A 17,674-nucleotide genomic window follows, 5' to 3' on the forward strand; every position below is an offset into this window, starting at 1 on the left:
TCAGAACGTTTCCCAGTTATCACCGCCCGCAGGCGCTGCCAGCGCGGGTTTTACCGGCTCGACGCGGGCAAGCGGCGCAGCGCCGGTACGTGCTGATGCACTGACGACGCCACGGGAGACCTTAAACGCCGCCACGGCCTGGCGCAGTTGCTCTGCCTGATCTTCCAGCGCAGCGGCGGCTGCCGCGGATTCCTGCACCAGCGCGGCGTTCTGCTGCGTAACGCTGTCCATCTGCGATACCGCAAGGCTCACCTGCTCAATACCGCGGCTCTGCTCATCAGAGGCTGAGGCGATTTCGCCCATGATATCGGTCACGCGGGTGACCGCCTGCACGATCTCTTTCATAGTGTCGCCCGCTTCCTGTACCTGGCCGGAGCCGGTATCGACGCGGTTGACTGAATTTTCGATAAGCGCTTTGATCTCTTTCGCCGCGTTGGCGCTACGGCTGGCAAGCGTGCGCACTTCACCCGCCACCACCGCGAAGCCGCGGCCCTGCTCGCCGGCGCGCGCTGCTTCTACCGCGGCGTTAAGCGCGAGAATGTTGGTCTGGAAGGCGATGCTGTCGATAACGCTTGTGATGTGCGCAATCTGCTGCGAACTTTCGGCGATGGACTTCATGGTCTGCACCACGTTCTCCACCACGCGCCCGCCTTTATCCGCGGTCTCCGAGGCGTTTTTCGCCAGTTGCGACGCCTGACGCGCGTTATCGCTGTTCTGTTTCACTGTCGCGGTCAACTGCTCCATGCTGGCGGCGGTCTCTTCCAGCGACGCGGCCTGCTGCTCGGTGCGCGCGGAGAGATCGTTGCTGCCTGCGGAGATTTCCCCCGCGCCGGTGTAAATGGATTCCGTGCTGTCGCGTACCGCCGTGACGGTGCCCGCCAGCGCCTGTTGCATCGCCAGAAGCGACGCGGCAAGCTGCCCCATCTCGTTACGCCCTTCTACCGCGATCTGGCGCGTTAAATCGCCGCCAGCGATAGCGCGGATATGCTCCATCGCGTCACGCAATGGCCCCAGCAGCAGATGACGTAAGCCCTGCCAGATAGTGGCGATGGCCAGTACGACAATCACCGCGATAACGCCAAGCGTCCAGAGCATGCCGGTAAAGCTCTGCTGGTTCTCCTGGGCGGCGGCCTGCAGCAGCGTAGTGTTCTGCGCGCGCCAGGTGGTGTAGATCTCTTCCATCTCGTCCTGCGCTTTCTGGGCGTCGAGATTGCCGTAAGCCTCATAGTTATTCGCGCTAAGATAACCAATGGACGCCTGAAGCGTGTCATGCAGCGCCTGGTATTTTTCAGTTATTTTGCTTGCCGTCGCTTCATCCTGCCCGTTCAGACGCGGCGAGCCTTTGTAGAGTGCGAAATGTTTTTCCGCTTTGCCAAGCGAGGTCGAGGCGGTCGCCAGCAGTTTGTTGATTGCCGCAAGCGACGCCGGATCGCGCTGATTTTTCAGAAAACGGATCGCCACACGGTTCACCGTCACGCGGGTTTTCACCAGCGTCTGAAAACTGTCGCCAAGCTGCTCCTGCTGAAAATTAAGTAAATTCGCATTCTGGAAATTATTTCTGTCATTATTGACTGCCGAATAAAAAAGGCTGCCGGTGACCATCTGCAACACCGTAAAGGTCAACAGGATAATAATAATCCCGCTAACCACTTTTATATTTTTAATCATCGTTAACTATCCCCTGAACAAGGCGCTCGTGTGAAGCTGTTATCGGAATAGCGCGCACAAACTTTATCCACCCGGCTGAAATATGCGAACGACGCCATAATTTAAAATAAAAAGATAAAAACCTTACCTTTTTAACCGATAGTCAAAGTATCCCTTTCACCCCGCGAGCGTTCCAGAACGTCCCCTTCCGGGTTTTAAGGAGGCACTATGAAAGAGCTAAACAGCTTCGGTCAGTATGTCGGCCAGCCCGTGGCGGAGTGGAAACCGCGTGAGCTACCGCAAAAGAAAATGTTCGCCGGACATTTTTGTCACCTTGAGCCAGTCAGCGTGCGCCACGCGCTGGCGCTGCACCACGCCTGGCACAGCATTGACGATACGCGCGACTGGACTTACCTCGCCGACGAACGCCCGCCAACCCTGACCGCGACCGAATATTATCTGCGCCGTCTGGAAGCCGCGCCGGACGCCTGGTATTTCACCGTGCTGGAAAATATTAGCGGCCAGCCCACCGGCACGCTGTGCCTGATGAATGTCGATAAAACCCACGGCGTGATTGAAATTGGCAATGTGAACTGGTCGCCTTCCATGAAAAGAACCCATTACGGTACGGAGGCTATCTGCTTATTACTGGCGTATGTTTTCGAAGAATTAAAATACCGGCGCTGCGAATGGAAAACCGATGAGTTAAATACGCCTGCCATTCAGGCTGCTCAGCGTCTTGGCTTTATTTATGAAGGGACATTCCGGGAATGCCAGGTGCGAAAAGGGCGAAACAGTAATGTGAACTGGTATTCGATTGTCGAAGCCGAATGGCCGCACCACGCCAAAGCGCTGCGCGCCTGGTTGCGCCCCGAAAACTTTAATGAGCGCGGTCGGCAGATTAAACATCTGGACGAGTTTAAGGACAAATAAAGGCGTGACCAGATGTAAAATCGCGAACGATTGCGGCGCGGTTTTTTATCAGTAAAAAAAAAGAGGAGCCCTGCCCACGCGCGGTTCCTCGGCGCGCATTTTTGCGACCCGGCTTCAGGGTGTCGCGCATTGCCGCACGCCACCAGTTTCCCTGCTCCCGAGACTTGGTTATCATACCCTTCTGCGTGATAACCCACGATAACTACAAATATCACATCCTTTTGAAATCCAACGAAATGGACATCTCCACTCCATGAGCACAAGCGAAACCTTCGACGCCCACACGCCCATGATGCAGCAGTATCTGAAGCTCAAGGCGCAGCACCCTGACATCCTGCTATTTTATCGCATGGGCGATTTTTACGAACTCTTTTATGACGATGCGAAACGCGCGTCGCAGTTGCTGGATATTTCGCTGACCAAACGCGGCGCTTCGGCGGGCGAGCCGATCCCGATGGCGGGCGTGCCGCACCACGCCGTGGAAAACTATCTGGCGAAGCTGGTTAACCTTGGCGAGTCGGTGGCGATTTGCGAGCAGATTGGCGACCCGGCCACGTCAAAAGGCCCGGTGGAGCGCAAAGTGGTGCGCATCGTCACGCCCGGCACCATCAGCGATGAAGCGCTGTTGCAGGAGCGCCAGGATAATCTCCTGGCCGCCATCTGGCAGGATAGTAAAGGCTTTGGCTACGCGACGCTGGATATCAGCTCCGGGCGTTTTCGCGTAAGCGAGCCGCAGGACCGCGAGACCATGGCGGCGGAATTACAGCGCACCAACCCGGCGGAATTGCTGTATGCGGAAGATTTCGCCGAGATGTCGCTGATTGAAGGCCGACGCGGCCTGCGCCGTCGCCCGCTCTGGGAGTTTGAACTCGACACCGCGCGCCAGCAGCTTAATCTGCAATTCGGCACGCGCGATCTGGTGGGCTTTGGGGTTGATAACGCGCCGCGCGGGCTGTGCGCCGCCGGGTGTCTGTTGCAATACGTGAAAGACACGCAGCGCACCAGCCTGCCGCATATCCGCTCGATTACCATGGAGCGCCAGCAGGACGGCATCATTATGGACGCCGCCACGCGCCGTAATCTGGAGATCACCCAGAATCTGGCGGGCGGGGTGGAAAACACGCTGGCCTCCGTACTCGACTGCACCGTCACGCCGATGGGCAGCCGCATGTTAAAACGCTGGCTGCATATGCCGGTGCGCGATACGAGCGTGTTGCGCCACCGTCAGCAGGCCATCGCGGCGCTAATGGAATACAGCACAGAGATCCAGCCAGTGCTGCGCCAGGTGGGCGATCTGGAGCGTATTCTGGCGCGCCTGGCACTGCGTACCGCCCGCCCGCGCGATCTGGCGCGCATGCGTCACGCCTTCCAGCAGTTGCCGACGCTCAATACGCTGCTTGCCGATATTGACGCTGAGTATGTACAGACGCTGCGCGAACAGATGGGCGATTTCGCTGAGCTGCGCGATCTGCTGGAGCGCGCGATTATTGAAGCGCCGCCGATGCTGGTGCGCGACGGCGGCGTGATTGCGCCTGGCTACCATGAAGAGCTTGATGAATGGCGGGCGCTGGCCGACGGCGCGACGGATTATCTTGACCGCCTGGAGATCCGCGAGCGCGAGAAGCTCGGCATCGACACGCTCAAGGTGGGGTTCAACGCGGTGCACGGCTACTTTATTCAGGTGAGCCGCGGGCAGAGCCATATGGTGCCGATTCACTATGTACGCCGCCAGACGCTGAAAAACGCCGAGCGCTATATCATTCCTGAGCTCAAAGAGTATGAAGACAAAGTTCTGACCTCCAAAGGCAAAGCGCTGGCGCTGGAAAAACAGCTTTATGACGAGCTGTTCGATCTGCTGCTGCCGCACCTGGCGGAACTGCAAAAGAGCGCCGCCGCGCTTGCTGAGCTCGACGTGCTGACAAACCTTGCCGAGCGCGCCGACACGCTGAACTACCACTGCCCGACGCTGACCGACAAGCCCGGCATTCGCCTGGTGGAAGGCCGTCATCCGGTGGTGGAGCGCGTACTGAACGAGCCGTTTATCGCCAACCCGCTGTCGCTCAGCCCGCAGCGCCGGATGCTGATCATCACCGGCCCGAACATGGGCGGTAAGAGTACCTATATGCGCCAGACGGCGCTGATTGTGCTGATGGCGTATATCGGCAGCTTCGTGCCGGCAGAGCAGGCGGAAATCGGCCCGATCGATCGCATTTTTACCCGCGTGGGCGCCGCCGACGATCTGGCTTCCGGGCGTTCGACCTTTATGGTTGAGATGACCGAAACCGCCAATATCCTGCATAACGCCACCGAACAAAGCCTGGTGCTGATGGATGAGATTGGCCGCGGCACATCTACCTATGACGGGCTGTCGCTCGCGTGGGCGTGCGCGGAGAGCCTCGCCAACCGTATTAAAGCGCTGACGCTGTTCGCCACGCACTATTTCGAACTGACCCAGTTGCCGGAGAAGATGGAAGGAGTCGCCAACGTGCATCTGGATGCGATTGAGCATGGCGATACGATAGCGTTTATGCACAGCGTTCAGGACGGTGCCGCCAGCAAGAGTTACGGCCTGGCGGTCGCGGCGCTGGCGGGCGTGCCGAAAGAGGTGATTAAGCGCGCGCGCCAGAAGCTGCGCGAGTTGGAGAGCCTTTCCGGTAACGCAGCGGCAACGCAGGTGGACGGCACGCAGATGTCGCTGCTTGCCGCCGCCGAAGAGACCAGCCCGGCGGTAGAGGCGCTGGAGAATCTCGACCCGGATTCGCTGTCGCCGCGCCAGGCGCTGGAGTGGATCTACCGGCTGAAAAGCCTGGTGTAAGTTTGAGGTGGTGGGTGGGTAGTTTGAGGTGGCGGGTGCGCAACGCTTACCCGCCCTACGAGTTGGATGCCGTTGGTGATGGCGGGTGCGCTCCGCTTACCCACCCTACGGGGTGGGTGTCGTTGGTGATGGCGGGGCGTGAATGGTGGGTGCGCTTCGCTTACCCACCCTACGTGAATGCCATCATTTTGTCGTGTAGGGCGGGTAAGCGTAGCGCACCCGCCGTTTAAAGTTTCGCACCCGCCATTTAAACCATCGCACCAGAGGGTTAACGCTTACCTTCCGCCAGCAGCGGCGGCACCGTTGGCACTTCCGGCGCGTTATCGATATCGGCCTGCGTCATCCGGAACGCCTCGGGGTAATGCTCGCGGCTGGTACGGCGCAGCGGCTCGGTGTCGCGCCAGGTATACAGACAATGCTGGCACTGATACACCGTCCAGACGCCTTTCACCGGCGACGTCGCCATGATTTCGATGGTTTCATCGGCACAACGTGGACAAATCATCTCGTCTCCTTATTTTTTACGGTTAGCCAGCATGGCGGTCAGCTTCTCTACCCACTGCGCGGTTTCCGGCAGGTCTTTCACCGGCTGGCTGTAATGCCCGCGGTTATCCGGCGCAACCGGCGTCGTGGCGTCGATAATCAGCTTGTCGGTAATCCCCGCCGGGCTTGAGCCAGGATCAAGCTCCAGCACCGACATATTCGGCAACTGCACCAGATCACCCGCCGGGTTGACCTTAGACGACAGCGCCCACATCACCTGCGGCAGATCGAACGGATCGACATCCTCATCCACCATAATCACCATCTTCACGTAGCCAAGCCCGTGCGGCGTGGTCATCGCACGCAGGCCCACCGCGCGGGCGAAACCGCCGTAGCGTTTTTTGGTGGAGATAATCGCGAGCAGCCCGTGGGTATACATCGCGTTCACCGCCTGCACTTCCGGGAACTCCGCTTTAAGCTGCTGGTAAAGCGGCACGCAGGTCGCGGGGCCAATCAGGTAGTCGATTTCGGTCCACGGCATCCCGAGATAGAGCGATTCGAAAATCGGTTTGGTGCGATAAGAGACTTTATCGATACGCACCACGGTCATGTTGCGCCCGCCGGAGTAGTGCCCGGTAAACTCGCCGAATGGCCCTTCTATCTCGCGCTTGCGTCCTTCAATCACCCCTTCGAGGATCACTTCCGACCCCCACGGCACGTCGAAACCGGTCAGCGGCGCGGTGGCGATCGGGTACGGGCTTTCGCGCAGCGCGCCCGCCATTTCATATTCCGACTGATCGTATTTCAGCGGCGTGGCGCCCATCAGCGTGATGATCGGATCGTTGCCAAGCGTAATCGCAACCGCCAAATCCTCGCCGCGCTCCTCGGCCTTATGCAGATGCAGCGCGATGTCATGCATTGGCACCGGTTGCAGCCCGAGCTTGCGCTTGCCTTTCACTTCCATCCGGTAGATGCCGACATTCTGCTTGCCGAAGTGTTCGGGATCGAGCGGATCGCGCGAGACCACACACGCTTTATCGAGGTAAAACCCGCCGTCGCCGTCGTTTAAGCGAAACAGCGGCAGAATGTCGAACAGGTTGATGTCATCACCGTCGACGCTGTTTTCCGCCCATGGCGGATTATCGCGGCGTTCCGGTGCGACCGGGAAGGTATCCCAGCGGCGAATAAATTCTTCTATCTGCTGCTTTACCGGTGTGGCAGGCGGCAGACCGAGCGAGATCGCGTGGTTCGGCCATGAACCAATGGTGTTCATCGCCACCCGCGCGTCAGTAAAGCCGCGGATATTGTCAAACCAGAGCGCGGGCGCGCCTTCGCCGATGCGTCCGGTCGCGTTGGCGGCCGCCGCGATATCCGGCTCCGCCTGCACCTCTTCGCTGATCCTCAGCAGTTGCCCCTGCTCTTCAAGCGCCTGCAAAAAGCTGCGCAGATCGTCAAACGCCATGCGTGTTTCCTCCTCGTGATGAATGGGTGTCGGCTGTTTTCGCAGAATTTAGCCCCTGCCAGCGGCGGGCGTTGCGGGCATCGAGCCCGAACTGATCGAGTACGCGGGCGACGATATGGTTGATGATGTCGTTGATCGTCGCGGGATGGTTGTACCAGGCGGGCATGGGCGGCACGATGGCCACGCCCATCTTCGAGAGCGCCAGCAGGTTTTCCAGATGAATGGTGCTAAGCGGTGTTTCGCGTGGCACCAGCACCAGTTTACGGTTTTCTTTCAGCACCACATCAGCGGCGCGGCCCACCAGCCCGTCGGCGTAGCCCGCGCGGATGCCCGCCAGGGTTTTCATGCTGCACGGAATAATCACCATGCCGTCGGTACGAAACGATCCTGAGGAGATCGTCGCGGCCTGATCTGCCGGGCTGTGCACCACATCCGCCAGCCCCGCGACATCCTGCCAGGAGAACGGCGTTTCCAGTTCAATCGTGGTTTTCGCCCACTTTGACATCACCAGATGGGTTTCCACCTCGGGCATCGCTTTCAGCGCCTGCAACAGCGCGACCCCAAGCGGCGCGCCGGTTGCGCCCGTCATTCCGACAATTAGCCTCATGTGTTACCTCAATTATTGTTCGTGTACGAACATATAAATTAAAAGTACGCCCGGCAGGGGAATCTGGCAAGATCGTTCGTGTACAGTCACACTTTTTGCTAAAAAGCGCCGCGTTAGCTTTCCGCATCGCAGCGGTTATGATGGTGAGAAGATCCTGATCCCGGAGAGTGTATGGCCGTAAAACAACAAGCCTTTCATCTGTTACGCCAGCTTTTTCAGCAGCATACGGCGCAGTGGCAGCTGGCGCTGCCTGAGCTGACCAAGCCGCAATACGCGGTGCTGCGCTCGATAGCCGAAAACCCTGGTATCGAACAGGTGGCGCTGACCGAAGCCGCCGTCAGCACCAAAGCGACACTTGCCGAAATGCTGAGCCGGATGGAGAGCCGCGGGCTGGTGCGCCGTGAAAGCGCGCCGGAGGATAAGCGCCGCCGGTTTATTTACCTCACACCAGAAGGCGAGGCGCTGTTGCACGCCAGTATTCCGAAGGGCGACGCCGTGGATGAGGCGTTTTTAGGCAAGCTGAACGCCGAAGAGCGGACGCTGTTCGCAGCACTCATCACGCGGATGATAGACAAACCGTAACGCTATTTTCCGGCTGCCGCCTGCGCTTCGCGGGCGCGCAGAAAATCGATAAACCCCCGCACTTTGCCGGAAACGTGGCGCGCGTCGGGGTAAACCGCATAAACGCCCTGCGCGGGAAAGCGATACGCAGGCAGTAGCCGCACCAGCCTGCCCTCTTCCAGCGCGGTTTTAACCAGCCACGCGGGCAGCAGCGCCACGCCGCAGCCCTCCAGCGCGAACGTCATCAGCGCGCCTGCGCCGTCGGCCGCAATCACGGGCGGGCGCGTTATCTCAAACCACAGCGTCTCGTTATGGGGGCCAGTGAGTTCCCAGCGCAGTGGCGACGCCAGCCGGGTGTGCACCAGCCAGTCCGCGTCGCTGAGCGCCCCGGGCGTTGAGATCGGGTGGCGCTCAAGCCATGCGGGCGACGCGACGGGGAAAATATCGAAACGGGAAATCAGCGCCGCGCGGTAGGCGGAATCCTGCAACGTGCCGAGCCGGATAGCGACATCCACCCGCTCTGAGATTAAATCGGCGTGCTGCGACGACGAGAAATGGCGGATGCGCAGCGCCGGATGCGCGCGGCTGAAGGCGGCGAGCGCCGGGCCGACCACATGCGTTGCATATTCCGGCGTGGTGGTCACACGCAGCTCGCCGCTAAACCCGTCATGGCTTGCCTGCACATCGTCCAGCAACGCATCAGCATCTTTCAGCAATACCAGGCTGCGCTGGTATAAACGCTCGCCCGCGTCGGTCAGCGTCAGGCGGCGCGTCGAGCGCAGCAGCAGCGTCACGCCGAGTTCGCTTTCAAGCTGGCGGATATTAAAGCTGACTACGGCTTTGGTCTGCCCGAGCGCTGCGGCGGCACCGGTAAAACTTTTCGCGTCCACAACGGCGACAAACATGGCCAGCCGCGATAAATTCAGCATTGTCTTTGCGCCGATTGTCAAAAAGGGTTTGACAGTATATCAACCCGGACGCCGTTTTTCCTTTCATGGCGAGCGGTTAGAGTGCCCCTCTTCCACAGAGGGCGTGCCATGACCTACCGAAACAGAGTTACCCTGATTTACCTGCTGGGCTTTTTTCTCGATCTCATCAATATGTTTATCGCGGCGGTGGCCTTTCCGGCCATTGGCGATGCGCTGCATGCGTCAGTGACGCAGCTTTCATGGATTAGCAACGCCTACATAGCCGGGCTGACGGTGGTTATCCCGCTCAGCGCCTGGCTCACGCAGCGCCTCGGCGCGCGGCGTCTGTTTTTACTGTCGCTGGCGCTGTTCACCGTGGCGACAGCGGCCTGCGGTATGGCGACTTCACTGGAGTCGCTCATCTTCTGGCGCATCATCCAGGGCGCGGGCGGCGGCGTGTTGATCCCGGTCGGGCAGGCGCTGGTCTGGCAGTTATATGCAAAACACGAGCGTGCCGGGCTCTCTTCCGCCGTGATGCTGACGGGCCTGCTGGCACCGGCGCTTTCGCCGGTCGCAGGCGGGGTTATTGTTCAGACGGCGGGCTGGCAGTGGGTTTTTCTGGCGAGCCTGCCGCTCTCGCTGCTGGCGCTTGTGATGGCGTTCTGCTGGCTCAAACCCGATGCGCCAGCGCCCGATAAACGCCCGCTCGATACGATAAGCGTTATTACCGGCGCAGGCGGCCTGCTCCTAGTGCTGTTCGGGCTGAACGGGCTTAGCGAAAAAACGGCGCCGTGGCTTGCCGCGGCAGGTCTGGCGTCGGGCATGGTGCTTATGGCGCTGATGCTGCGCCGCTGTCGTCATCATCCCGCGCCGCTGCTGAGAGTGCATCTGCTGGGCGAGCCGCTGATGCGTTTTTCGATGCTGGTTTATCAGTGCGTGCCCGGCATGTTTATTGGCGTTAACGTGGTTGGCATGTTCTGGCTACAAACCGTCGCGGGGCTTTCACCTGCCGCCAGCGGCGCGCTGATGGTGCCGTGGTCGGTGGCGTCGTTTATGGCGATTTCTGCGACCGCCCGCCTGTTTAACCGCTTCGGCCCACGGCCGTTAATTTCCCTCGGCTGCCTGTTGCAGGCGGGCGGAATATTGCTGCTGACGCAAACCGATGCGCAGAGCCCGTGGGCGCTGCTGGTGACGGCGTTCTTTCTGATGGGCGCAGGCGGCAGCCTGTGCAGCAGTACGGCGCAGAGCAGCGCGTTTTTGCATACCGCCAATACCGATATGCCGGACGCCAGCGCGCTGTGGAATATCAACCGCCAGCTCAGCTTCTGCTTTGGCGTCACGCTGGTGAGCCTCGCGCTGAATGCGCTGCTGATGTGGCTTTCGCCACTTATCGCCTGGCAGGCGACGTTTACCCTCGCGGCGGCGCTGACGCTGGTGCCGCTGATTTTCGCGTGGCGTCTGCCCCGTCAGGCTGTCACGCTGTCATTTGTCGAAAAGAAGGAGAAGTGATGAATCGCTGGTTTAAAGAAGTTCTCGACGCCCATGTGGCGATTGAACGCTGGCTCGGCCGGGGCGAGGGCGATGTCCAGGCGCTGCTGGGCCGTTTTAGCCCGGACTATTCCATGATCCCGCTGAACGGCGTGCCGCTCGATATGCACGCGCTTAACGCGTTCTTTACCGCTGCGGGCGGCAGTAAACCCGGGCTTGAGATTCAGGTGGACGCGCTTTCGGTGATCGCCGAATGGCCCGAAGGCGCGGTTGTAGGGTATCGCGAAACGCAGCGGATAGCGCAGGAGAGCACGGTGCGCTGGTCAACCGTCGTGTTTGAACTTCATGAAGGAGAGCCGCGCTGGCGTCACCTGCATGAAACGCGGCAGGCGTAAGGCGCAAAAGAAAAAGGCCAGTCGGATGACTGGCCCTTTTGACAGGAATGGTGATTATTCGCGGAACAGCGCTTCGATGTTCAGCCCCTGGCCCTGCAGAATTTCACGCAGACGGCGCAGGCCTTCAACCTGAATCTGGCGAACGCGTTCACGAGTCAGGCCAATTTCACGACCGACATCTTCAAGCGTTGCCGCTTCGTAACCGAGCAGACCGAAACGACGGGCCAGAACTTCACGCTGTTTGGCGTTCAGTTCGAACAGCCATTTGACGATGCTCTGTTTCATATCATCGTCTTGCGTGGTGTCTTCCGGGCCGTTGTCTTTCTCATCGGCCAGGATATCCAGCAGCGCTTTCTCTGAATCGCCACCCAGCGGGGTGTCAACAGAGGTAATACGCTCGTTCAGGCGCAGCATACGGCTAACGTCATCAACTGGTTTATCCAGCTGTTCTGCAATCTCTTCTGCACTCGGTTCGTGGTCCAGTTTATGCGACAGTTCACGAGCGGTACGCAGATAGACGTTAAGCTCTTTTACGATGTGAATCGGCAGGCGAATCGTACGGGTTTGGTTCATGATTGCCCGTTCGATGGTCTGACGAATCCACCAGGTTGCGTAAGTAGAGAAACGGAACCCGCGTTCCGGGTCAAATTTCTCAACAGCGCGGATAAGCCCCAGGTTGCCCTCTTCAATCAGATCCAGCAGCGCCAGACCACGATTGCTGTAACGGCGGGCAATCTTCACCACCAGACGCAGGTTACTTTCGATCATGCGACGGCGGGAGGCTACATCACCACGCAGAGCGCGGCGTGCGAAATAAACTTCTTCTTCAGCGGTTAGCAGAGGCGAATAACCAATCTCACCAAGATACAGCTGAGTTGCATCTAATACACGCTGTGTTGAACCCTGCGACAGCAGCTCTTCTTCAGCCAGGTCGTTATCACTGGGTTCCTCTTCTACCAAGGCTTTTTCGTCAAAAGCCTCTACTCCGTTCTCATCAAATTCCGCGTCTTCATTTAAGTCATGAACTTTCAGCGTATTCTGATTCATAAGGTGGCTCCTACCCGTGATCCCTGAGCAAAGCGCCTGAAGAAGCGCACTCTGCCAATTTATCGCTGCGGCAAATAGCGCAGCGGGTTTACGGATTTCCCCTTGTAACGAATTTCAAAATGTAAGCGTGTTGAACTGGTTCCGGAGCTACCCATGGTAGCGATTTTCTGCCCCGCCTTAACTTCTTGTTGTTCCCGGACCAGCATTGTGTCGTTATGGGCGTAGGCACTCAGGTAATCATCGTTGTGTTTGATGATAATAAGATTACCGTAACCGCGAAGCGCATTACCGGCGTACACAACACGACCATCTGCGGTCGCGATGATTGCCTGTCCTTTGCTGCCTGCGATATCGATCCCTTTGTTCCCCCCTTCAGCGGCGGAGAAGTTCTCGATAACGTTGCCTTCAGTCGGCCAGCGCCAGGTAGCGACAGGTGCGCTATTGGTCGTGCTGCTTACGGTCGGTTCTTGCGTGCTAACAACAGGTGCTGTGGAAGGAGCCACGACTGCCCCAGAGCTCACATTCCCAGGCAACATTTTGTTAGCACTCTGTTCACCTGAATCCTCAGAGTAAATAATTGTCGGTTTGGACGCAACTACTGTGCTGGTATTTTGCGCAGGTTTTGAGACTATTCCTTGTGCGCTTGCATCAGCTTGTGTAATTGCATTGCCACCTGTGATCGGCGTACCAGATGCGTTACCTACCTGCAACGTCTGACCGACATTAAGGCTGTACGGGGCTTCAATATGGTTACGCTGCGCGAGGTCACGGAAATCGTTCCCGGTAATCCAGGCGATATAAAACAGCGTATCCCCGCGTTTTACGGTATAGGTGCTACCGCCCGCATAGCTGCCTTTCGGAATATTCCCATACTTGCGATTGTAAACAATACGGCCGTTCTGGGTCTGAACCGGCTCATCAGGGATCGCCTGCGCCTGACGCGGCTGGCTTATCTGCGGCTGAACCGGCGCTGGCTGAATCTGCGGCTGGCTTGCCTGCGTGGAGATATTCGATGGCGGCATAATCATCCCGCCGCCTGCGCCGGAACTGGCTTCTGCGCTGCTGCTCGCGCTGCCGCCAACGGAACTGACAGGCGCCGGTGCGGAGGAGTTATTTGAATTACATGCCGCCAGACAAAGCGAAATCAGTGACAGCGCCGCGACACGGCGTGCTGTGAAGGTTGGGCTTCCCGCGCTCATTTATCCCCCTGGAATGGTTTACTTCTCTATAAATACGATGACAACCGCTCTGCCCGGCGTCTGGCCGGCGCGATTTTCGCCCACCATACGCCAAAAACGCGCTAAAAACTCAGGAAAAATTCCTGGTTTACGCCAGCTCCCCTTTTACCAGAGGCACAAAGCGTACGGCTTCTACGGTGTCGATAATAAATTCGCTCCCCCGCCGACGAACGCGCTTTAACACCTGCTGTTCGTCGCCCACGGGAAGAACCAGAATGCCGCCCTCGTCCAGTTGCGACAGCAAGGCTGTCGGGATTTCAGGCGGAGCGGCAGTCACAATAATAGCGTCAAATGGCGCGCGCGCCTGCCAGCCCTGCCAGCCATCGCCGTGGCGGGTGGAGATATTGTGCAGATCGAGCTGCTTTAAACGCCGTCTGGCATGCCATTGCAGGCTTTTAATGCGCTCGACAGAACAGACATGATGCACCAGATGGGCCAGAATCGCCGTCTGGTAGCCGGAGCCGGTGCCGATTTCCAGCACCCGGGAGGCGGGCGTAAGTGTCAGAAGCTCGGTCATCCGCGCCACCATATAAGGCTGAGAAATGGTTTGCCCTGAACCAATAGGCAGCGCAACGTTTTCCCAGGCCTTGTGCTCAAACGCTTCATCGACAAATTTTTCACGCGGCACGCGCGAAATCGCCTCAAGCACGCGTTCATCTTTAATGCCCTGAGCACGCAGTTGATTCAGAAGGGTCTGAACACGATTGTTTACCATTGCCCGTTCACTCCGGCGCTGGATAACCAGCGGGTTACCACATCCTGCGCGCTGTGCGCGGTTAAATCGACATGCAACGGCGTGACGGAGACGTAGCCTTCGTCCACCGCGGCAAAATCGGTATCCGGGCCGGCGTCGAGCTTCTCGCCCGGCGGGCCAATCCAGTAGAGCGTGTTGCCGCGCGGATCGTCCTGCGGAATGACTTTATCCGCCGGATGACGGCTGCCGCAGCGGGTGACGCGAATGCCTTTGATCTCCTCAAGCGGCAGATCGGGCACGTTGATATTAAGGATGCGCCCGGTGCGCAGCGGCTCGCGGGCCAGCGCCCGTAACAGCGTGCAGGTCACGGCAGCGGCGGTCTCGTAGTGCTCGTGGCCGTTAAGAGACACCGCCAGCGCCGGCAGGCCCAGATGACGGCCTTCCATCGCCGCGGCCACGGTGCCGGAGTAAATCACGTCATCGCCAAGATTCGGCCCGGCATTGATGCCGGAGACGACCACATCAGGGCGCGGGCGCATCAGCGCGTTAACGCCGAGGAAGACGCAGTCGGTGGGCGTGCCCATCTGCACCGCGATGTCGCCGTTGGGGTAGGTGAACGTGCGAAGCGAAGATTCGAGCGTTAAGGAGTTAGACGCGCCGCTACGGTTGCGGTCGGGAGCCACCACCTGAACCTCAGCGAATTCACGCAGCGCTTTCGCCAGCGCCTGAATGCCCGGCGCGTGGATCCCGTCATCATTACTTAACAATATCCGCATAACGCGCGTAATCCTTTCCTGGTGTTAAACATGCAAGCGTGATTCCTTAAATCTCATTCTGCTTTTTCTGTTTGCCTGCGCTGAAGCTGATTCAGGCAGAAGGCCGGATAGCCGCTCGCTGGCATTCTAACGCGCGATGCCGCTGTCCGGTAGGGTCGATTTTCGCAATATCATGTCGTTACATGAGCAGGGGGAATAACGTCCCGCGCTTCGCGTCATCAGTTATTAGTTCATTTTTGCCAGGAAAGCCAAACAGTGGTGTTCAGGAAAAGCGCAATCCGCGAAAGCCGGGCGCTGGCTGTTTGACTGAGCGTAAAGACAAAAAAACCGCCCGGAGGCGGTTTTTGAATGCGTCGCGAAGAAGAAAACGCAATGGGGTGTTACTCGCTGATATCCGAGACATCGTCAGCGGTATTGAACAGCTCCCGGATAACGCTGGTGGCGAAGCTGCCGGCGGGCAGCCAGAAGCTCACCTCAAGCGTCGCATCGTCCTGCCACTGCCAGCGCAGCTCGCGCGGGAACAGTAACATGGCGCGTCGGGCGGCCTCGACCTTTTCACGGGTCAACAGCGTGAGCAGCTCGGTTTCATCTGCAAGCGTCGTCTGCTCAAACGCCAGCGCCGCGCGCTGGGTGCCCCAGTCGCCGGTGCCGGGCAGCGCGGCGGTGATAAGCAGCTCGCCGTTATCCACACGGGCCTGTAAATCAGTAAGCTCCTCAGGGGTGGCGACAAACCAGCTGCCGCGCCCGGCGAGTTGCAGCGCATCGCCGTCCATCACCTGGTTAACCCCGAAGCGTTGCAGACGTTCGCTGACCAGCGTGTTAAACATCAGGCTGCGCGCGGCAGAGAGCGCGAAACCGCGCTTATTGCGCTCGCGCGGCGGCTGGCCGGTTTGCGCCCAGCGCTTCGCCTGGTAGATATTGCTGCCGCCCCGCCCGAAACGCTGCGGACCGAAATAGTTCGGTACGCCCTTTTCGTTAATCAGGCTCAGGCGCTGTTCGATTTCATCGCGGTGCGTAATATCGCGCAGCACCAGCGAGAAGCGGTTGCCTTTCAGCGCGCCTAAACGCAGCTTGCGGCGGTGACGGGCGAATTCCAGCACTTCACAGCCTTCGAGCGTAAACGCGCGCATCGCGGGCATCTCTTTGCCCGGCAGTCGCGCGCACAGCCACTGCTCCGTGACCGCGTATTTATCTTTTTGCCCCGCGAAGCTGACTTCACGCGCCGCAATGCCGAGAAACTTCGCCAGCGCGTCCGCCACCGCGCGGGTGTTGCAGCCGGTTTTACGGATGCGCACCAGCAGGTGCTCACCGTCGCCGTCCGGCGCGAAGCCTAAATCCTCGACCACCTGAAAATCGGTCGGGCTGACCTTCAGACGCCCCTGCCCCTGCGGCTGGCCGTGCAGCCAGCGCAGCGTGTTGAAATCACTCATGCGCCAGCCTTCATCAGCAGCGCCACGGCTTCGCAGGCGATGCCTTCGCCGCGGCCGGTAAAGCCGAGTTTTTCCGTGGTGGTCGCTTTCACGTTCACCTGATCCATATGGCAGCCCAGATCTTCGGCGATAAACACACGCATCTGCGGGATGTGCGGAGCCATTTTCGGTGCCTGAGCGATGATGGTGACATCGACGTTGCCAAGCGTGTAGCCCTTCGCCTGGATACGACGCCAGGCTTCACGCAGCAATTCGCGGCTGTCAGCGCCTTTAAAGGCCGGATCGGTATCCGGAAAGAGTTTGCCGATATCGCCCAGCGCCGCCGCGCCAAGCAGCGCGTCAGTCAGCGCGTGAAGCGCCACATCGCCGTCAGAGTGCGCCAGCAGCCCTTGCTCATAAGGAATACGGACGCCGCCAAGAATAATCGGGCCAGTGCCACCAAAGGCGTGTACGTCAAAACCATGTCCGATACGCATTATGCCGTCTCCATAGGGGTTAAGCGGGTAAGATAGAACGCCGCCAGAGCAAGATCCTCAGGGCGGGTCACTTTAATATTGTCCGCGCGACCGGCGACCAGCTCCGGGTGGAAACCGCAGTGCTCCAGCGCCGAGGCTTCGTCGGTAATGGTCGCGCCTTCCGCGAGCGCGCGCGTCAGGCAGTCGCGCAGCAGTTCCAGCGGGAAAAGCTGCGGGGTGAGCGCATGCCAGAGGTTTTCGCGATCGACGGTATGCGCGATAGCAGGTTTGCCCGGCTCCGCGCGCTTCATGGTGTCGCAGGCGGGCGCGGCGAGAATGCCGCCGACCTGGCTGGTTTCTGTTAAGGCCAGCAGCCGTTCGAGATCCTGGACAGCAAGGCACGGGCGCGCGGCGTCATGCACCAGCGCCCAGCGCGCGTCGCCCGCGGCCTGAAGCCCGGCCAGCACGGAATCAGCCCGCTGCGCGCCGCCGCGCACCACCTGGATATCCGGATGCGCCGCGAGCGGCAGCCGGGCGAAGGCGGTGTCAGCAGGGCTTATCGCGATGATCACCCGGCTGATGCGCGGATGCTGCAACAGCGGGGCGACCGCGTGTTCGAGAATCGTCTGGTTCCCGATGGTGAGGTATTGTTTGGGACATTCCGTCTGCATACGGCTGCCGATTCCGGCCGCCGGCACCACGGCAATCACGTCCGCAAAGGAAGGCGCCATGTGT

17 protein-coding genes are annotated in these 17,674 nt (G+C 59.4%); 5 read left to right on the forward strand and 12 right to left on the reverse strand.

The features are described 5' to 3' along the window. The gene (tcp, locus tag ACUW6V_RS08375; RefSeq protein ID WP_014728178.1) at positions 1-1,668 is read right to left on the reverse strand and encodes a methyl-accepting chemotaxis citrate transducer; all 1,668 of its coding nucleotides are present in this window, start codon (positions 1,666-1,668) and stop codon (positions 1-3) included. Between the two features lie 207 nt (positions 1,669-1,875). Between tcp and ACUW6V_RS08380 the strand changes: the two genes are divergently transcribed. After that, positions 1,876-2,580: a GNAT family N-acetyltransferase gene (locus ACUW6V_RS08380; RefSeq protein WP_004387889.1), complete on the forward strand. Its 705-nt coding sequence runs from the start codon at positions 1,876-1,878 to the stop codon at positions 2,578-2,580. A gap of 253 nt (positions 2,581-2,833) precedes the next feature. After that, positions 2,834-5,395 carry a DNA mismatch repair protein MutS gene (gene mutS / locus ACUW6V_RS08385; protein ID WP_454038237.1) on the forward strand — a complete coding sequence of 854 codons (2,562 nt, stop codon included), beginning with the start codon at positions 2,834-2,836 and terminating at the stop codon, positions 5,393-5,395. Between the two features lie 268 nt (positions 5,396-5,663). On the opposite strand, the gene ACUW6V_RS08390 is transcribed toward mutS, so the two are convergent. Genes ACUW6V_RS08390 through ACUW6V_RS08400 form a run of 3 tightly spaced genes read right to left on the reverse strand, consistent with a single transcriptional unit; the run spans position 5,664 to position 7,947 of the window. Beyond that, the gene (locus ACUW6V_RS08390) at positions 5,664-5,900 is read right to left on the reverse strand and encodes a non-oxidative hydroxyarylic acid decarboxylases subunit D (protein WP_004388432.1); all 237 of its coding nucleotides are present in this window, start codon (positions 5,898-5,900) and stop codon (positions 5,664-5,666) included. A gap of 9 nt (positions 5,901-5,909) precedes the next feature. After that, positions 5,910-7,340 carry a non-oxidative hydroxyarylic acid decarboxylases subunit C gene (locus tag ACUW6V_RS08395; RefSeq protein ID WP_454038238.1) on the reverse strand — a complete coding sequence of 477 codons (1,431 nt, stop codon included), beginning with the start codon at positions 7,338-7,340 and terminating at the stop codon, positions 5,910-5,912. Further along, on the reverse strand, positions 7,330-7,947 hold the full coding sequence (locus ACUW6V_RS08400) for a non-oxidative hydroxyarylic acid decarboxylases subunit B (protein ID WP_454038239.1): 618 nt from the start codon (positions 7,945-7,947) through the stop codon (positions 7,330-7,332). The genes ACUW6V_RS08395 and ACUW6V_RS08400 overlap by 11 nt, the downstream gene beginning before the upstream one ends. Positions 7,948-8,118: 171 nt before the next feature. Here ACUW6V_RS08400 and ACUW6V_RS08405 point away from each other — a divergent pair, with 171 nt between their 5' ends. After that, a complete protein-coding gene (locus tag ACUW6V_RS08405; RefSeq protein ID WP_004388429.1) occupies positions 8,119-8,529 on the forward strand; it encodes a MarR family winged helix-turn-helix transcriptional regulator in 411 nt (136 codons plus the stop codon). Positions 8,530-8,531: 2 nt separating this feature from the next. Here the strand turns inward: ACUW6V_RS08405 and ACUW6V_RS08410 are convergent, their stop codons facing one another. Next, complete coding sequence (locus ACUW6V_RS08410; protein WP_105575084.1) at positions 8,532-9,437, reverse strand: LysR family transcriptional regulator; 906 nt, start codon at positions 9,435-9,437, stop codon at positions 8,532-8,534. A 108-nt stretch (positions 9,438-9,545) separates the two neighbouring features. Between ACUW6V_RS08410 and ACUW6V_RS08415 the strand changes: the two genes are divergently transcribed. Together ACUW6V_RS08415 and ACUW6V_RS08420 are read left to right on the forward strand one after the other, a co-directional pair. Continuing rightward, complete coding sequence (locus ACUW6V_RS08415; RefSeq protein WP_087600198.1) at positions 9,546-10,925, forward strand: MFS transporter; 1,380 nt, start codon at positions 9,546-9,548, stop codon at positions 10,923-10,925. Beyond that, positions 10,925-11,299 carry a hypothetical protein gene (locus tag ACUW6V_RS08420; RefSeq protein WP_014728170.1) on the forward strand — a complete coding sequence of 125 codons (375 nt, stop codon included), beginning with the start codon at positions 10,925-10,927 and terminating at the stop codon, positions 11,297-11,299. Before ACUW6V_RS08415 ends, ACUW6V_RS08420 begins: the two co-directional genes overlap by 1 nt. 54 nt (positions 11,300-11,353) lie before the next feature. Here the strand turns inward: ACUW6V_RS08420 and rpoS are convergent, their stop codons facing one another. From rpoS to ispD, 7 genes are all read right to left on the reverse strand, one after another. Then, positions 11,354-12,346 carry an RNA polymerase sigma factor RpoS gene (rpoS, locus tag ACUW6V_RS08425; RefSeq protein ID WP_007663544.1) on the reverse strand — a complete coding sequence of 331 codons (993 nt, stop codon included), beginning with the start codon at positions 12,344-12,346 and terminating at the stop codon, positions 11,354-11,356. Between the two features lie 59 nt (positions 12,347-12,405). Further along, the gene (gene nlpD / locus ACUW6V_RS08430) at positions 12,406-13,545 is read right to left on the reverse strand and encodes a murein hydrolase activator NlpD (protein ID WP_007870409.1); all 1,140 of its coding nucleotides are present in this window, start codon (positions 13,543-13,545) and stop codon (positions 12,406-12,408) included. A 127-nt stretch (positions 13,546-13,672) separates the two neighbouring features. Beyond that, positions 13,673-14,299, reverse strand: coding sequence for a protein-L-isoaspartate(D-aspartate) O-methyltransferase (locus ACUW6V_RS08435; RefSeq protein WP_012123933.1), 627 nt, complete (start codon positions 14,297-14,299; stop codon positions 13,673-13,675). Then, positions 14,293-15,054, reverse strand: a complete 762-nt coding sequence (surE, locus tag ACUW6V_RS08440) for a 5'/3'-nucleotidase SurE (protein WP_007777731.1) — start codon at positions 15,052-15,054, stop codon at positions 14,293-14,295. The genes ACUW6V_RS08435 and surE overlap by 7 nt, the downstream gene beginning before the upstream one ends. Positions 15,055-15,434: 380 nt before the next feature. Continuing rightward, positions 15,435-16,484 carry a tRNA pseudouridine(13) synthase TruD gene (gene truD, locus ACUW6V_RS08445; RefSeq protein WP_454038240.1) on the reverse strand — a complete coding sequence of 350 codons (1,050 nt, stop codon included), beginning with the start codon at positions 16,482-16,484 and terminating at the stop codon, positions 15,435-15,437. Then, positions 16,481-16,960 carry a 2-C-methyl-D-erythritol 2,4-cyclodiphosphate synthase gene (gene ispF, locus ACUW6V_RS08450; RefSeq protein ID WP_007851809.1) on the reverse strand — a complete coding sequence of 160 codons (480 nt, stop codon included), beginning with the start codon at positions 16,958-16,960 and terminating at the stop codon, positions 16,481-16,483. Before ispF ends, truD begins: the two co-directional genes overlap by 4 nt. Then, on the reverse strand, positions 16,960-17,670 hold the full coding sequence (ispD, locus tag ACUW6V_RS08455) for a 2-C-methyl-D-erythritol 4-phosphate cytidylyltransferase (RefSeq protein ID WP_007894555.1): 711 nt from the start codon (positions 17,668-17,670) through the stop codon (positions 16,960-16,962). The genes ispF and ispD overlap by 1 nt, the downstream gene beginning before the upstream one ends. Positions 17,671-17,674 lie beyond the last annotated feature (4 nt).

The sequence above is a fragment of the Cronobacter sp. 153480017-3 genome (genome assembly GCF_053627815.1).

Coding starts and splice junctions, on each gene's coding strand:
- tcp (WP_014728178.1), bottom strand. CDS start 1,668: ATGATTAAAAATATAAAAGTGGTTAGCGGGATTATTATTATCCTGTTG.
- ACUW6V_RS08380 (WP_004387889.1), top strand. CDS start 1,876: ATGAAAGAGCTAAACAGCTTCGGTCAGTATGTCGGCCAGCCCGTGGCG.
- mutS (WP_454038237.1), top strand. CDS start 2,834: ATGAGCACAAGCGAAACCTTCGACGCCCACACGCCCATGATGCAGCAG.
- ACUW6V_RS08390 (WP_004388432.1), bottom strand. CDS start 5,900: ATGATTTGTCCACGTTGTGCCGATGAAACCATCGAAATCATGGCGACG.
- ACUW6V_RS08395 (WP_454038238.1), bottom strand. CDS start 7,340: ATGGCGTTTGACGATCTGCGCAGCTTTTTGCAGGCGCTTGAAGAGCAG.
- ACUW6V_RS08400 (WP_454038239.1), bottom strand. CDS start 7,947: ATGAGGCTAATTGTCGGAATGACGGGCGCAACCGGCGCGCCGCTTGGG.
- ACUW6V_RS08405 (WP_004388429.1), top strand. CDS start 8,119: ATGGCCGTAAAACAACAAGCCTTTCATCTGTTACGCCAGCTTTTTCAG.
- ACUW6V_RS08410 (WP_105575084.1), bottom strand. CDS start 9,437: ATGCTGAATTTATCGCGGCTGGCCATGTTTGTCGCCGTTGTGGACGCG.
- ACUW6V_RS08415 (WP_087600198.1), top strand. CDS start 9,546: ATGACCTACCGAAACAGAGTTACCCTGATTTACCTGCTGGGCTTTTTT.
- ACUW6V_RS08420 (WP_014728170.1), top strand. CDS start 10,925: ATGAATCGCTGGTTTAAAGAAGTTCTCGACGCCCATGTGGCGATTGAA.
- rpoS (WP_007663544.1), bottom strand. CDS start 12,346: ATGAATCAGAATACGCTGAAAGTTCATGACTTAAATGAAGACGCGGAA.
- nlpD (WP_007870409.1), bottom strand. CDS start 13,545: ATGAGCGCGGGAAGCCCAACCTTCACAGCACGCCGTGTCGCGGCGCTG.
- ACUW6V_RS08435 (WP_012123933.1), bottom strand. CDS start 14,299: ATGGTAAACAATCGTGTTCAGACCCTTCTGAATCAACTGCGTGCTCAG.
- surE (WP_007777731.1), bottom strand. CDS start 15,054: ATGCGGATATTGTTAAGTAATGATGACGGGATCCACGCGCCGGGCATT.
- truD (WP_454038240.1), bottom strand. CDS start 16,484: ATGAGTGATTTCAACACGCTGCGCTGGCTGCACGGCCAGCCGCAGGGG.
- ispF (WP_007851809.1), bottom strand. CDS start 16,960: ATGCGTATCGGACATGGTTTTGACGTACACGCCTTTGGTGGCACTGGC.
- ispD (WP_007894555.1), bottom strand. CDS start 17,670: ATGGCGCCTTCCTTTGCGGACGTGATTGCCGTGGTGCCGGCGGCCGGA.